This is a genomic window from Microbacterium sp. dk485 (genome assembly GCF_004570445.1).
In the GTDB taxonomy this organism is placed as follows: domain Bacteria; phylum Actinomycetota; class Actinomycetes; order Actinomycetales; family Microbacteriaceae; genus Microbacterium; species Microbacterium wangchenii.
The window spans coordinates 148,733-162,353 of sequence record NZ_SPQW01000002.1 but is presented as its reverse complement, the minus strand read 5'-3'; the positions used below and the strand labels follow the sequence as shown (position 1 = coordinate 162,353).

Genomic DNA, 13,621 nt, shown 5'->3' with positions numbered 1-13,621 from the left:
GCGTCAGAACTGAACGCGCGGCGGCTCGGAGATGGGCGCGCCGTCGACGACCTCGAAGAACTCGCGCTCGGTGAAGCCGAGGTTGCGGGCGAAGAGGTTGTTCGGGAACACCTTGATCTTGGTGTTCAGCTCCCGCACTCCGCCGTTGTAGAAGCGGCGCGAGGCCTGGATCTTGTCCTCGGTGTCGACGACCGCCTGCTGCAGCTGCAGGAAGTTCTGACTCGCCTGCAGCTGCGGGTACGCCTCCGCGACGGCGAAGATCGACTTCAGCGCCTGCTGCATGTGGCCTTCAGCGATGCCTGCTTCGGCCGGTCCGCCCGCCGAGAGCGTCTCCGCACGCGCACGCGTGACGTTCTCGAAGACCGCCTTCTCGTGTCCGGCGTAGCCCTTGACGGTCTCGATGAGGTTGGGAAGCAGGTCGGCGCGCCGTTTGAGCTGCACCGTGATGTCGCTCCATGCCTCGTCGACGCGCACGTTCAGCTGTACCAGCGAGTTGTACGTCGCCCACAGGTAGATGCCGGCGATGACGATGATCGCGACCACGATCAGGACAGGGATGAGAACTTCCCACATGTCCGAGTCTCCGTTCGATGAGTGCACTCATCCTAACGGGGCGATCGCGGCGTTCTGTGCACTGTCTGCATCTCCCAGTTCTTACCCACCCAGAACCCGGTCGAGGTAGCCGTTCGCGAACACGCGGCCAGGGTCCAGGCGGTCGCGCACGGCCGCGAAATCGTCGAAGCGCGGGTAGCGCGCGCGCAGGGCGTCGGCGTCCAGCCCGTGCTCCTTCCCCCAGTGCGGCCGGCCGCCGTGCGCCGTCATGAGCTCCTCAACCGCCTCGAAGTACTCCGTGGGGTCTTCGCGCCAGTACCGGTGCACGGCGAAATACGCGCTGTCGCGTTCGTACGCGGTGGAGAGCCATCGATCATCGGCGGCGGCGACGCGCACCTCCACCGGGAACGAGATCCGCCACCCGCGATCGGCGATGAGGTCCCGCAGGTCGCGCATCACGGCCACGAGCCGTTCGGCCGGGACGGCGTACTCCATCTCGCGGAACCGCACCGAGCGATCCTGCGTGAACACGCGCGCGGAGTGGTCGGTGTACGTGCGGTTGCCGAACGTGCGTCCGGCCAGCCGGGAGACCGGAGGGATGACCGCGGGAACGACCGCGCCGGCCGCGCACGCGACGCGGTAGACGCCATTGGCCATGAGGGACTCGTCCACGAAGCGGCGCACGCGCGGAAGCGGGCGGCGCACTGCTCGCTCGGGCAGGCGCGTATTCGTCTTGGTGACCGCCACGTCGGTGCCGGGGAACCAGTAGAACTCGAAATGGTCGGCACCCGTGTGCGCTGCGATGCCGGCGAGGGTCTCGGCGAGCGGTTCGGGCCGCTCGACCGCTTCCAGGAGGAAGGCCGGTACGCACTGCAGCGTCACCTCCACGATCACCCCGAGAGCGCCCAGACCGAGCGCGAGGGCGGGAAGCAGCTCCGGGTCGTTGTCTTCGTCGACGGTGAGAAGCGCGCCGTCGCCGGCGACGAGGGTCACCCCCACGACCTGTGCGGAGAGCCCGGCGAAGCGAGCGCCGGTGCCGTGCGTGCCGGTGGAGATCGCGCCCGCGACCGTCTGCCGGTCGATGTCGCCGAGGTTCTGCATCGCCAGGCCGTACGGCGCGAGCAGGCGCGGCATCTCCCACAGCCGCGTGCCAGCCCGGACGGTCACGCGGGCTCGCTCGGTGTCGACGGCGACGAGCCCGCGGAGATCCGACAGGTCCACCAGCACGTCGTGCGGCACCGCGATCCCGGAGAAGCTGTGGCCCGCCCCCACGGCCTTCAGGCGCAGCGATCGGGAGGCCGCGGCGGTCACCGCGCGGCGCACGGCGGGGACGTCGGCGGGATACTCCACGCGCGCCGGGCGGGCGGAATGGGTGCGCGCCCAGTTGCGCCACGTGCCTCCGGGCCGGGTCACAGGAAACTCCGTCCCTCGCCGCGGTAGGTCGGCAGCTCGCCCACCGTCCGGCCGTTCTCCACGAGATGGTAGCGGTCGACGCGTTCGGCGAGCTCGCCGCTCTTGGCGTGACGGAACCACACCCGCTCGCCCAGCCGCAGCGGCCGTGCCGCCCGTCCGCGCAGCGGCGTCTGCACCTCGCCGGCTCCCTCGCGCGGGAGCATCCGCAGGCCCGCGGGCCAGACCGGCGTCGGCTGTCGTGACCCCGACGGCGGACCCGAAGCGATCCACCCGCCGCCGAGCACGGTGACCACGTCGGGCAGCGGTTTGCGCACGACCTCGAGCCCGAACGCGGCGGCCGGCGCGGGCGTGAAGGCGCGGTACCCGTCGAAGAGGTGACCGGCGAGCAGTCCGCTGCCGGCGGTGAGCTCGGTGACCGCCGCCTCGGCGGCGGTGCGCTCGAGCGAACCGGTCCCGCCGCCGTTGACGAACTCGAGGTCGGCGAGCTCCCGCACACCGTCCACGACGGCCGCCCGGCGCTCGGCCAGCTCGACGGCCGAACGCTGCTGCATCCACCGGATCACCGGGTCGCCCACTCCGGTGGCGTCGCCTCGCCCCGCCACCTGTGCCTCGTACATCATGAGACCCACCAGACGGAACCCGGGGCGGGCAGCCACGCGGCGGGCCAGGCCGGCGGCCTCACCCGGGTCGTGGACGGGTGAGCGCCGCACGCCGATGTGCCCGAGGACACCGGCCCGCCACGACGCGTCGACATCGATCGCGACCCGGATCTCCGGGCGCGATCCGGGAGCGGCGACGGCATCGACCAGGTCCAGCTGGGCGGGATCGTCGATCATGAGCGTGATGCGCGCGGCGGCGCGGTCGTCCGCGACCAGTGCCGCCAGCGCCTTCCGGTCGACGCTCGGATACCCCAGCACGATGTCGTCGTGGTCGCGCGCGAGCCACAGTGCCTCGGGGAGCGTGAAGGCCAGGATGCCGCGGTACCCGGGCAGGGCGAGCACCGCGTCCAGCACCCCGCGCACGCGCACCGACTTGCTCGCCACCCGGATCGGCACTCCGCCGGCGCGCACGAGCAGGTCGGCGGCGTTGTAGCGGAGCGCCTCGAGCGAGAGGACGGCGACCGGTCCCGACAACTCCTCCGTCGCCGCGTCGAGGGCACGCCAGTGCGCGGGTCCGCCCTCGGGAGAGGCGGGGCCCGAGAGGAGATCGATCGTCATGGGGCGCACCCTCGCACACGCATGGGGTCAGCCTACGAGACCGGTCAGGCCACGGCGGGCAGGGCGACGGTGAACGTCGCGCCCGAACCGGGGCGCCCCTCCGCCCGCACGGAACCGCCGTGCAGCTCGGCGATCCGCGCGACCGACGCCAGTCCCAGGCCCGTCCCGGAGAACTCCTCCTGGGAGTGCAGCCGCGCGAGCGGCCGGAACAGCCGCTCGGCGTCTTCCGGGGCGAAGCCGTCGCCGTCGTCGCTGATCGCGAACGTCATCGTGCCCTCGCCGGCACTCACCGCGGTGACCGCGATGCGGGCGGCCGCCTTGCGTGCGGTGAACTTGACGGCGTTGCCCAGGAGGTTCTCCAGCAGCGAGTGCAGCAGCACGGGATCAGCCCATGCCTGCAGGTGCTCGTCGACGTCGATCCGCAGGTCGCGGTGGGGATGGCGGCGGCGCAGGTCGTCGGCGATCGTCCGAGCCATCCCGGTGAGGTCGCAGCGCTCCGGCTGGAGCGGCTGCCCCGTGATGCGGTAGATCGACAGCATCCGCTCGATCTGAGCCGACATCCGCTCCCCCGCCCGCAGGATGGCGGCGGCGTACTCGGCGGCATCGACGGCGTCGGCGCCCTCGGAGACGAGTTCGGCGTAGCCGGTGACCACCCCGAGCGAGCCCCGCAGGTCGTGCACGAGCGTGTGCATGGCGGCGTCGAGGTCGTCGGCGCGTGCCGCGAACCGATCGCGCTCGGCACTGCGGCGCCCGATCGCCCCGCGCAGCTCGAGATTCTCCACCGCCACGGCAGCGGTGTCGGCCAGGACCTCCAGCCGTCGCAGGACCTCGGGGTCGGGGTGGGTCTGCTCCGCCCAGTACGCTCCCAGCGCGCCGATCGGATCGGCCGAGCGCACGGGCGCCATCGCGAGGCTGGCGACGAAGGTCGGGCGATACGCATCGTGGGGGACGCGGTCATCCGAATAGATGTCGGGGATGACGACGGTCTCGCGGTGCAGCATCGCCCAGCCGCTGACACAGGAGGTCAGGGGGAACCGGTGCCCCTTCCACAGCGGGGCGATCGCGTTCTCCTCGGCGTAGAAGCACTCCCCGTCCTCCCGGAAGACGAAGGTCGCGCCATCCGCCCCGGTCAGCTCGCGCACCGCTTCGGCCACGATCTCGGTGATCTCCGACAGCCGCAGGGCGGTGGAGAGTCGCTCGACGGTGCGCGTGAGCGCATCCGGGCCGACGACGGGCGCCGTTGTGGTCACGCTCATTGATGTCCCCCCACGGAACGGACACGGGTATCCGCCGCGCCAGCTTATCCCCTACGCTGTGCCGCAGAAGCTGTCTCCGCGCCCCGATCCGGGAGGTCCGCATGGCTGTGTTCTCGCGAGGATTCGGCGCCCGGCGCCGCGAATCGGCGCCGGATCTGCCGCCGGGGCAGTACCTCACCGAGGACTTCCCCGTCCTCTCAGCAGGGCCCACCCCGCGCATCCCCACCGACGAGTGGTCCTTCACGATCCGCAACGAGCACGGAGCGGCCCGCACGTGGACGTGGGACGAGTTCCTGGCCCTGCCCATCGAGGAGGTCGCCACCGACATCCACTGCGTGACGCGCTGGTCCAAGCTCGGCACATCCTGGCGCGGGGTGTCCTTGGACACGCTCCTGGCCGAGGTCGAGACGGAGTACGAGTATGCGATGGCGCATTCGTACGGGGGCTACACGACCAACGTGCCGCTGGAGGATCTCACCGATGGCAAGGCGTGGGTCGCGTTCGAGTTCGACGGCGCTCCGCTGGATCCCGAGCACGGCGGCCCTGCCCGCCTGCTGGTCCCTCACCTGTACTTCTGGAAGAGCGCGAAGTGGGTGCGCGGTCTCACGATGCAGAACCACGACGACCCCGGGTTCTGGGAGCAGAACGGCTACCACCTCCACGGCGATCCGTGGCGCGAGGAACGCTACTGGTGATCGTCGGGGGCTGGTCACCGGCCCAGGTGGCGCACGTGGAGAACGCGACGCCCACCGCGCGGATCCTCCGACTGCGGGTGCCGGGCTGGCCGGGGAACCTCCCGGGGCAGCACCTGGATCTGCGCCTGACGGCCGAGGACGGCTATCAGGCGGTGCGGTCGTACTCGATCGCGTCCTCCGGGCCCGGCGAGGAGGTCGAGCTCGGTGTGGACGAGGTCGCGGACGGGGAGGTGTCGCCCTATCTCGTCCACGACGTGCGCCCCGGTGACGAGCTGGAGGTGAAGGGGCCCCTCGGCGGGTTCTTCGTGTGGCACGCCGACGATCCCTCACCCGTGCAGCTGATCGCGGGCGGCTCCGGGATCGTGCCCCTCTTGGCGATGGCCCGCGCCCGGGCCGCTTCGGCGTCCACGGCACCGTTCCGCCTCCTGTATTCGGTGCGCTCAGCCGATGACGCGATGTTCCGCGCAGAGGTGGAGCGGCTGGATGCGGCGGGCGTGGCGCTCACGTGGGTCTACACGCGCAGCGCCCCTGTGGGGTGGGGAGGGCGGGTGGGCCGCGTCACGGCCGCGGATCTGCGCACCGCCACGGCCCCGGTCGAGGAGACGCCCGCGGTGTTCGTGTGCGGGCCGACCGGGTTCGTCGAAGCCGTCGCATCCGCCCTCGTCCAGCTCGGTCACGACCCGGCCCGCGTGCGGACCGAACGATTCGGAGGTGCATGATGGTCGGATCCGATCCCCCCGGACCCGTGCGCGTGGTGGACGGCAATGCTCTGGCCGGAATGCTCGCCGGCGCCCTGGCCGTGGACGCGACGGCGCTGCCGCTGACCTGCGGGCATTGCGGTTCGCGGTTCGTGCTGGCTCAGACGGTCGTCGAACGGGAGCCCGCGTCCGCGCTCGTGCGGTGCCGATCGTGCACGCACACGCTCCTGACCCTCACCGAGGAGCCGGACGAGCTCGTCGTGCGGATGGGCGCCGTGGAGATGCGCTTCCCCCGTTAGCCCGGCTCCGGCTCCGCCGACCGTGCCGCCCACGTTCGCGGGGCGGTGCGACGGTACCCCCGGTGGGACTCGAACCCACACTGAAGCGATTTTAAGTCGCCTGCCTCTGCCATTGGGCTACGGGGGCCGGTGCCTCCGTTCCCACCGTAGCGGTCAGCCCTGCGCGGCGACCTTCTCGCTCGCGGCGGACTTCGCGGCGGGCTTCTTCTCCTCGACGGCCGGGGCCTGCGCCGGACGCGGACGCGCGGCGAACTCCTCGAACACACGACGCGGGGTCTGCACGGCTTCGAGGTTGACGATGTCGCGGCCGAGCCAGAGGTTGTTCCACCAGCCCCACAGGACGCGCCACTTGCGCTCCCACGTCGGCATCGCCAGGCCGTGGTAGCCGCGGTGGGCGATCCACGCCAGGAAGCCCTTGATCGCGATCTTGCCCGACTGGAACACGCCGTTGTACAGGCCCAGGCCCGCGACGGCACCGAGGTTCTTGTGGAAGTACTCCTTGGGCTCCTCGCCGCGCAGCACGGCGGTGATGTTCTTCGCGAGCAGCTTGCCCTGACGCACCGCGTGCTGGGCGTTGGGGACGCAGTATCCGCCCACTCCCCCGCCGGTCAGGTCGGGGACGGCGGAGACGTCGCCGGCCGCCCATGCGCCGTGGACGATCTCCTCGGCGGTGCCCACGCGCAGGTCGGGGCGCGTGCGGATGCGTCCGCGCTCCTCGACGGGCAGGTCTCCGCCGCGCACGACGGTGGGGTTGGCCATGACGCCGGCCGTCCACACGATGATGTCGGTGGGGATCGTCTCACCCGAGGACAGCTCGACGTTGCCGCCGACGGCGCCGGTGACCTGCGTGTCCAGGTGCACGTAGGCGCCGCGCTTGGCGAGGTCCTTGAGCACCCACTCGCTCGTCTTCAGCGACACCTCGGGCATGATCCGGCCCATGGCCTCGATGAGGTGGAAGTGCGTCTCGTCGAAGGAGAGCTGCGGGTACCGCTTCAGGAGCGAGGAGGCGAAGGAGCGCAGTTCGGCGAACGCCTCGATGCCCGCGAACCCGCCACCGACGACCACGACCGTCAGCAGACGCTCGCGTGCGGGGCCGGGAGGAAGCACGGCCGCCTTGTCGAAGTTCGACAGCAGCAGGTCGCGCACGGCGACGGCCTCTTCGATGGTCTTCAGGCCGATGGCGTTCTCGGCGATGCCCGGGATGGGGAAGGTTCGCGAGACGGCACCGGCGGTCACGACGATCTGGTCGTACTCCTGCTGCCACGGCTCGCCCGCGATCGGGGTGATCGTGGCCACCTTGTGGGCGTGGTCGATCCCGGTCACCTTCGCCGCGATGACGGTGGTCCGCCGCAGGTGGCGGCGCAGGGCCACCACCGCGTGCCGCGGCTCGATCGAGCCGGCGGCGACCTCGGGAAGGAACGGCTGGTAGGTCATGTACGGCAGCGGGTCGACGATCGTGACCTCTGCTTCGCCGCGTCGGAGCTGCTTCTCGAGCTTCCACGCGGTGTAGAAGCCTGCGTAGCCGCCACCGACGATGAGGATTCTGGGCACGGTGCTGGTCACGGTGGAAGGGACTCCTAGGTGGGTGGACGGCTCGGCGTGCGAGACTCGCGTGCCAATCGGATGCGCCGGGCAGCAGCGGTGAGGCCGAGCACGACCATTATAGACGCGATGGTGCCTGCGGCGAGCGGCAGGCTGCCGTACCGCAGGGACTCCTCGGTCGGCAGGAGCGGATTGGGCGGCTCCGTGGCCGCCTCCGCGGCCGCCAGCGGGGGCACCTCGACGGGTCCGCTCGTGGGCTGCGGCACCGGATCCGCATCGGCGCGCCGGTAGAGCCGGATCCACTCGGCAAGGTCACCCATGGGGTTCGCCGACACCGGCGGAACCGGTGCGCTGACGGCGGCGGCGGCGTTGACGAGGCCGTATCCGTACAGCAGATCGGGGCGCGAGGTGGCCCCGGCGGCCGGGGTCGCAGTGCTGATGATGCGGTTGAGTACGTTGTTCGCATCCATCCCCGGGTGGGCGGAGCGCACGAGGGCCACGATGCCGGCGACGATGGGCGCGGCGCCGCTGGTGCCGTTCCACTGCACGAGCGTGCCGTCGGCCGAGACGCCCATGAGCCGTTCACTGGGCGCGGAGACCCCGATCGTGATGCCCTGCGTGGATGCGTCGACGCTGGCGGTGCCGGAGGGATCGACGCCGCCGACGGTGAGCACGCCGGGGATGGTCGCCGGGGCGCCCACGCGCGTCGTACCGCTGCCGCGGTTTCCCGCCGCGACCACGATGACGACGTCGTTGTCGAATGCGTACGAGAACGCCTCATCCCACGACGGGTCCCAGTCCAGGGTGTTGGTGGTGAGCGACATGTTGATGACCTGGGCGCCGTTGTCCACCGACCAGCGGATCGCCTGCGCGATCTGGTCGCGCACGGGCACCTCGCGCCCGGAGATGTCGATGGACACCGACAGGATCTCCGCCTCGGGCGCCACGCCGATCATGCCGCGCCCCTCGCCGGTGCCGCGCGCCCCCGCGAGGGAGGCGACCCAGCTGCCGTGGTTGGCGTTCATCCCGCCGATGGGTGTGCGGCCGTCGGGGCTGCCCAGTTCCGACACATCCGTGCCGTCCACGACACCGGCGAACTCGACGGGGTCGCGGCCGACCCCCGTGTCGATCACAGCGATGCGGATACCGGCCCCGCGCGTGGTCTGCCAGGCGTCACGCACACCGTACTGGTCGAGCCAGTACTCCCCCGCCCGTACCGGATCGGTCGGGTCCTCGGGCACGACGGCCGCCCCGGTCAGGCTGCCGGCGACGGCCAGCGCGGCGGCGGCGGCCCACAGGCGTCTCATCCCGATGCCCCGGGATTCGCGCACGTGCAGCGCTGCAGCGACCAGCCGGCGCGTTCGAGGGCCCGGTCTCCGATGGGGTTCACGCCCGGCCCCGCGGCCAGGGCGTGGCCGGCGAGGGCGTGCAGGCACTTCACGCGCGTGGGCATGCCCCCCGCCGAGATCCCGGCGATCTCGGCGGGCTCCCCATAGGCGGCCCGGTCGCGCAGGTAGGACTCGTGGGCCCGCTGATAGGCGGCCCGCAGCTCCTCGTCCTCGTCGAGCTCCGCCGCGAACTCACGCATGACGTGATCGGCCTCCAGCACCGACATCGCCGCGGTCGCGCCGGGGTGGCTGAGGTAGTAGAAGGTGGGGAACGGCGAGCCGTCCGTCAGGCGCGGCGCCGTGGCCACGACGACGGGGTTGCCGCACACGCAGCGCGCCGCGATGCCGACGACGTCGCGGGCGGGCCGGCCGAGCTGTTCGTGCAGGACCGCGAGGTCGGCGTCGCTGGCGGGCGGCAGGGTCGGCGTGCTCATCCTCGCCAGATTATCGCGAGCGACTGCGAAGGCGCTGGAGACGGTCGTACGACGTCACGGAGCCGGTGGCGCCGGGACGCCGATCGTCGGCGCGGCAGTGCGGGCGAGACCGGCGGTGGCCACCGAGCGCACCAGCTGCGACATCCAGTCGGTGCGTGTCACGGCGACGTCGTCGGTGACTTTGTCCTCCTCCTGCGGCACCGCCGCGGCGGGCAGGTCGTTGTCGACGAGGTACACGACTTCGCCCGGGCGCACGTAATACAGCCGCTCGCGCGCCTGGGTCGTGATGTACGCGGGATCGGTCCACCGCTCGCGCTGGGCCTCGAGGTCGGCGACCTCCTTCTCGCTGAGGGCGACCGCCTCCTGTAGCGCAGCGATCTGCTGCCGCTGATCCAGGTAGGTGCCCACCGTCGGCGCCAGCACGAAGGCTGCCAGCACGACGAGCCCGAGCATGATGACCATGAACCCGGACAGGCGGATGCCGCCGAGCCATCCGCGGACGTCGACGCGGTCGCGTCCGGACGTGCGAGAGGGGGAGGCCGGTCCTGTGGGCACGGCCTCCCCCTCTCGTCGTGGCTTCGTGTCGCTTACGCGGTGTAGCGCGGGAAGGCCGAGCGGCCCGCGAACTCCGCCGCGTCGCCCAGCTCCTCTTCGATGCGCAGAAGCTGATTGTATTTCGCGACCCGCTCGCTGCGCGCGGGCGCGCCGCTCTTGATCTGCCCCGAGTTCACTGCGACGGCCAGGTCGGCGATCGTGGTGTCCTCGGTCTCGCCGGAGCGGTGCGACAGCATCGTGGTGTAGCCCGAGCGGTGAGCCAGGTCGATCGCGTCCAGGGTCTCGGAGAGGGTGCCGATCTGGTTCACCTTGACCAGGAGCGAGTTGGCGGCGCCGCGGGCGATGCCGTCGGCCAGGCGCTGCGGGTTCGTGACGAACAGGTCGTCGCCCACCAGCTGCACGCGCTTGCCGAGCTTCTCCGTCAGTGCGGTCCAGTTCTCCCAGTCGTCCTCGGCGAGGGCGTCCTCGATCGTGACGATCGGGAAGGCGTCGACGAGCTCGATGTAGTAGTCGGTCAGCTGGTCGGCAGTCCAGTCGCGGTTGTCGAGGCGGTACACGCCGTCGGTGAAGAACTCGGTGGCGGCGACATCCAGCCCCAGGGCGATCTCGCTGCCCGGGGTGAAGCCGGCCTTCTCGATCGCGCGGACGAGGAACTCCAGGCCCTCGCGGTTGCTGGGCAGGTCGGGGGCGAAACCGCCCTCATCGCCGAGGCCCGTGGCGTAGCCGGCGGCCTTCAGCTCGCCCTTGAGGACGTGGTAGACCTCCGCACCCCAGCGCAGCGACTCCGCGAAGCTCGACGCGCCGATCGGAGCGAGGAAGAACTCCTGCATGTCGATGCCGTTGTCGGCGTGCTCGCCGCCGTTGATGACGTTGAACAGGGGAACGGGCAGGAGGTGCGCGTTGGGTCCGCCCAGGTAGCGGAACAGCGGCAGGTCGGCGCTGTCGGCGGCCGCTTTGGCCACCGCCAGGCTCACGCCGAGGATCGCGTTCGCGCCGGCGCGCGACTTGTTCTCGGTGCCGTCGGTCTCGATGAGGATCTCGTCGACGATGCGCTGCTCGCTCGCCTCCACGCCCTCGATCGCGGGGCCGAGCTCGTCGATGACGGCGGCGACGGCCTTCAGCACGCCCTTCCCGCCGTAGCGGCTCTTGTCTCCGTCGCGCAGCTCGTAGGCCTCGAAGGCGCCGGTGGATGCGCCGGACGGGACGGCCGCGCGCTGGACGATGCCGTCGTCCAGCAGCACCTCCACCTCGACGGTCGGGTTTCCGCGCGAGTCCAAGATCTCGCGCGCGTTGACAGCCTCGATAAGTGCCACGAAGGACTCCCTAGGTTCTGGGGGTGAGGTTTCAGCGGAGCATCGTCGGTCCGGGTCGAGTCTAGTGATCCACCGGTGGCGGCACAGGGCCGTCAGCCCGCCGCATCCGTCACGATCGCCAGCGCGACGCCGTCCCAGCCCTTGCGATCGAGGGTCTGCAGGGCCGTCGCGTCGAAGCGGGGATCCGACCCGAGCATCTCCAGGCCGCGCTGCGTGCCCGTCACCTGGGAGTTCCGGCTGTGCGGATCGGCGACCTCACCGGATCGGCCGATGTTGTCGACGACGACGACCGTTCCCGGCCGCCCGAGCCGTGCCGCCCAGTCGAGGTAGACCGTGTTGGACTCCTTGTCCGCGTCGATGAAGACGAGGTCGAAGGGCTCCTCGCCCGCCAGGTTCGGCAGCACATCGGCCGCGCGCCCCTCCCGCACCTCGACCCGATCGGCCACACCCGCCCGCTGGAGATTTCCCCGCGCGATGGCGGCGTTGCGCGGTTCGGCTTCGATCGAGACGACACGCCCGCCGGCGGGGAGGGCGCGCGCGAGCCAGATCGTGGAGTAGCCGCCGAGGGTGCCGATCTCCAGCACACGGCGGGCGCCGCTGATCCGCGCCAGCAGGTGCAGGAACTTGCCGTTCACCGGCGCCACTTCGATGGCGGGCAGGCCTGCCTCCTCCTGCGCGGCGATGGCCGCCTCCAGGTCGGGGTCGTGCCCGACGAGGGTGTCGGAGAGGTAGGCGTCGAGGCGGTTCCAGGCGTCGGCGGTGGGTGCGGTCATCCCTCCACACTTCCCATGCCGCCGCGCGCGGTCAAGCCTGCGTGCGTTCGACGACGGCCTGCAGCAGGGCCACGCCCGTCTCGGCGTCGTCGACCGTGACCACGAACTGCTTCCCGTCGCGCTTGGTCACCTGGATCGCCTCGCCGGCGCGCGTGACGATGCCGAACCGGCCGGGCGTCCAGCGCCACCCCCATCCGCCGAACTCTCCGACGGGGTTGACGAAGACGACCTCGGCCTCGCGGATGTCGTGCGGGGCGACGCGCCAGCGCGGCAGCCCGACGACGGTCCGCACGGTCAGGCCGGTGTCGTCGACGACCACGCGGTAGACGAGGCCTCCGCCCACCAGAAGCGTCAGGACGACGCCGAGGGCGAGCGAGATCCACCCGGACCCCTCTCCCGTCGCCACGAGCCATACGCCGATCCCGAGGACCAGCAGGGCGGCGGCGACCAGCACCACGCTCGGGGCGAGTGAGGTCGTGGCGGTGCGCACCCACACGGCGCTCTCGTCCGCTCCGAGGGGCAGCGGCTCGACGGGATCGGACGGAACGTCCTCACGCGCGGCGGCGGGCTGCGCGAACCACCCCGCGAGCCCCGCGACGACCCCGGCGGCAAGCCCCGCGAGCAACGGGGCACCCACCATCGGCACGTCGGGCTCCGCCGCGGTCGCCTGCGTGATGACGAGCGCCGTCGGCAGCACGCTCAGGAACGTCACCGTGCCGAGGACGAGCGCGCCCAGGAAGCGGGTCTGACCGCCCACGCCACCCGTGCGCGCGTGGGCGCGCCGGGCCGCGCGTTCGCTCGCGAGCGCCGTAACGCCCAGAAGCACGGAGAGTCCGGCGCCCATCGCGAGAGTCAGGACGGGGAACGACCATGCCGGCCCGAATCCGTCGGCTTCGCCGGTCATGCTCCAGTGGATCGCGACGGTCTCCGGCAGCGACGGCAGCAGCGCCGTCTGGACGATCGCGGCGATCGCCGACATCACGACGGGCACCACGATGCCCACGAGGATGAAGCGGCGACGGGCCTGGTCCGGGCGGCGGATCATGAGGCGTTCCTCTCGTTCGGCTCGCTCGTTTCCGTCCGGGCTCGTGCCACCGTGGGGTGCGGGGCAAGCTCCTTCACGAGGGCGGCGAGCGTGTCGGCCCCGATCCCTTCGGCGGCGGCGCGGGCGACGAGGTCGGCGAGGTCGGCACGCAGGTCGGCGAGCCGCACTGCGGCCGGCGTGATGACCGCACCCCGACCGCGCCGCAGCTCGATGAGCCCCTCGTCTCTCAGGTCCTGGTAGGCGTGCAGCACGGTGTGCAGATTTACGCCGAGAGAATGAGCCACCTCTTTCGCGGACGGCAGCCGCTCGCCCGCGTGGCCGCGCCCGGCCGCGATCTCGCCGCGCACGGACGCCGCGATCTGCGCGAACAGCGGCGTGCCGGCGTGCGGGTCGATCCGGATGAGCATGGCCCAATTCTAGGAGGAATAGAACAAGCGCGTT

15 protein-coding genes and 1 tRNA gene are annotated in these 13,621 nt (G+C 71.5%); 3 read left to right on the top strand and 13 right to left on the bottom strand.

Features of this window, described 5'->3' with window-relative positions:
* Window positions 1–3: 3 nt before the first annotated feature.
* The 4 genes from E4V99_RS11405 to E4V99_RS11390 form a co-directional block, all read right to left on the bottom strand.
* Complete coding sequence (locus E4V99_RS11405) at window positions 4–573, bottom strand: LemA family protein (protein ID WP_135067748.1); 570 nt, start codon at window positions 571–573, stop codon at window positions 4–6.
* An 81-nt stretch (window positions 574–654) separates the two neighbouring features.
* Window positions 655–1,965, bottom strand: coding sequence for a D-arabinono-1,4-lactone oxidase (locus E4V99_RS11400; protein ID WP_135067750.1), 1,311 nt, complete (start codon window positions 1,963–1,965; stop codon window positions 655–657).
* On the bottom strand, window positions 1,962–3,182 hold the full coding sequence (locus E4V99_RS11395; RefSeq protein ID WP_135067752.1) for an alanine racemase: 1,221 nt from the start codon (window positions 3,180–3,182) through the stop codon (window positions 1,962–1,964). Before E4V99_RS11395 ends, E4V99_RS11400 begins: the two co-directional genes overlap by 4 nt.
* Before the next feature lie 44 nt (window positions 3,183–3,226).
* The gene (locus tag E4V99_RS11390; RefSeq protein WP_135067754.1) at window positions 3,227–4,438 is read right to left on the bottom strand and encodes a HAMP domain-containing sensor histidine kinase; all 1,212 of its coding nucleotides are present in this window, start codon (window positions 4,436–4,438) and stop codon (window positions 3,227–3,229) included.
* Window positions 4,439–4,539: 101 nt separating this feature from the next.
* Between E4V99_RS11390 and E4V99_RS11385 the strand changes: the two genes are divergently transcribed.
* Genes E4V99_RS11385 through E4V99_RS11375 form a run of 3 tightly spaced genes read left to right on the top strand, consistent with a single transcriptional unit; the run spans window position 4,540 to window position 6,130 of the window.
* Window positions 4,540–5,133, top strand: a complete 594-nt coding sequence (locus tag E4V99_RS11385; RefSeq protein WP_135067756.1) for a sulfite oxidase-like oxidoreductase — start codon at window positions 4,540–4,542, stop codon at window positions 5,131–5,133.
* On the top strand, window positions 5,130–5,852 hold the full coding sequence (locus tag E4V99_RS11380; RefSeq protein WP_135067758.1) for an FAD-binding oxidoreductase: 723 nt from the start codon (window positions 5,130–5,132) through the stop codon (window positions 5,850–5,852). The genes E4V99_RS11385 and E4V99_RS11380 overlap by 4 nt, the downstream gene beginning before the upstream one ends.
* A complete protein-coding gene (locus tag E4V99_RS11375; protein WP_240742680.1) occupies window positions 5,849–6,130 on the top strand; it encodes a DUF6510 family protein in 282 nt (93 codons plus the stop codon). Before E4V99_RS11380 ends, E4V99_RS11375 begins: the two co-directional genes overlap by 4 nt.
* Window positions 6,131–6,184: 54 nt before the next feature.
* Here the strand turns inward: E4V99_RS11375 and E4V99_RS11370 are convergent.
* The 9 genes from E4V99_RS11370 to E4V99_RS11330 all read right to left on the bottom strand — a co-directional run bounded on the left by E4V99_RS11370 (window position 6,185) and on the right by E4V99_RS11330 (window position 13,587).
* Window positions 6,185–6,257: transfer RNA gene (locus E4V99_RS11370), tRNA-Leu, on the bottom strand.
* Between the two features lie 26 nt (window positions 6,258–6,283).
* Window positions 6,284–7,681, bottom strand: a complete 1,398-nt coding sequence (locus E4V99_RS11365; protein WP_135071322.1) for an FAD-dependent oxidoreductase — start codon at window positions 7,679–7,681, stop codon at window positions 6,284–6,286.
* Window positions 7,682–7,707: 26 nt separating this feature from the next.
* Window positions 7,708–8,979 carry a S8 family serine peptidase gene (locus E4V99_RS11360; RefSeq protein ID WP_135067760.1) on the bottom strand — a complete coding sequence of 424 codons (1,272 nt, stop codon included), beginning with the start codon at window positions 8,977–8,979 and terminating at the stop codon, window positions 7,708–7,710.
* Entirely contained in the window at window positions 8,976–9,494 is a 519-nt protein-coding gene (locus E4V99_RS11355; RefSeq protein ID WP_187270462.1) for a DUF501 domain-containing protein, read from the bottom strand. Before E4V99_RS11355 ends, E4V99_RS11360 begins: the two co-directional genes overlap by 4 nt.
* A 54-nt stretch (window positions 9,495–9,548) precedes the next feature.
* The gene (locus E4V99_RS11350; protein ID WP_240742681.1) at window positions 9,549–10,049 is read right to left on the bottom strand and encodes a septum formation initiator family protein; all 501 of its coding nucleotides are present in this window, start codon (window positions 10,047–10,049) and stop codon (window positions 9,549–9,551) included.
* Between the two features lie 32 nt (window positions 10,050–10,081).
* Window positions 10,082–11,362 (bottom strand): phosphopyruvate hydratase, encoded by a 1,281-nt coding sequence (gene eno, locus E4V99_RS11345; RefSeq protein ID WP_135117340.1) that lies wholly within the window; start codon window positions 11,360–11,362, stop codon window positions 10,082–10,084.
* Between the two features lie 92 nt (window positions 11,363–11,454).
* A complete protein-coding gene (locus tag E4V99_RS11340) occupies window positions 11,455–12,135 on the bottom strand; it encodes an O-methyltransferase (RefSeq protein ID WP_135117339.1) in 681 nt (226 codons plus the stop codon).
* Window positions 12,136–12,166: 31 nt separating this feature from the next.
* The gene (locus tag E4V99_RS11335) at window positions 12,167–13,180 is read right to left on the bottom strand and encodes a DUF1648 domain-containing protein (RefSeq protein WP_135117338.1); all 1,014 of its coding nucleotides are present in this window, start codon (window positions 13,178–13,180) and stop codon (window positions 12,167–12,169) included.
* Window positions 13,177–13,587 (bottom strand): GntR family transcriptional regulator, encoded by a 411-nt coding sequence (locus E4V99_RS11330; protein ID WP_135067770.1) that lies wholly within the window; start codon window positions 13,585–13,587, stop codon window positions 13,177–13,179. Before E4V99_RS11330 ends, E4V99_RS11335 begins: the two co-directional genes overlap by 4 nt.
* Between the last annotated feature and the right edge of the window lie 34 nt (window positions 13,588–13,621).

Bases quoted from the DNA above. Each gene is read 5' to 3' on its own strand.
- E4V99_RS11330 (WP_135067770.1), bottom strand. From the start codon at position 13,587: ATGCTCATCCGGATCGACCCGCACGCCGGCACGCCGCTGTTCGCGCAG.
- E4V99_RS11405 (WP_135067748.1), bottom strand. From the start codon at position 573: ATGTGGGAAGTTCTCATCCCTGTCCTGATCGTGGTCGCGATCATCGTC.
- E4V99_RS11390 (WP_135067754.1), bottom strand. From the start codon at position 4,438: ATGAGCGTGACCACAACGGCGCCCGTCGTCGGCCCGGATGCGCTCACG.
- E4V99_RS11385 (WP_135067756.1), top strand. From the start codon at position 4,540: ATGGCTGTGTTCTCGCGAGGATTCGGCGCCCGGCGCCGCGAATCGGCG.
- E4V99_RS11360 (WP_135067760.1), bottom strand. From the start codon at position 8,979: ATGAGACGCCTGTGGGCCGCCGCCGCCGCGCTGGCCGTCGCCGGCAGC.
- E4V99_RS11355 (WP_187270462.1), bottom strand. From the start codon at position 9,494: ATGAGCACGCCGACCCTGCCGCCCGCCAGCGACGCCGACCTCGCGGTC.
- E4V99_RS11335 (WP_135117338.1), bottom strand. From the start codon at position 13,180: ATGATCCGCCGCCCGGACCAGGCCCGTCGCCGCTTCATCCTCGTGGGC.
- E4V99_RS11340 (WP_135117339.1), bottom strand. From the start codon at position 12,135: ATGACCGCACCCACCGCCGACGCCTGGAACCGCCTCGACGCCTACCTC.
- E4V99_RS11375 (WP_240742680.1), top strand. From the start codon at position 5,849: ATGATGGTCGGATCCGATCCCCCCGGACCCGTGCGCGTGGTGGACGGC.
- E4V99_RS11395 (WP_135067752.1), bottom strand. From the start codon at position 3,182: ATGACGATCGATCTCCTCTCGGGCCCCGCCTCTCCCGAGGGCGGACCC.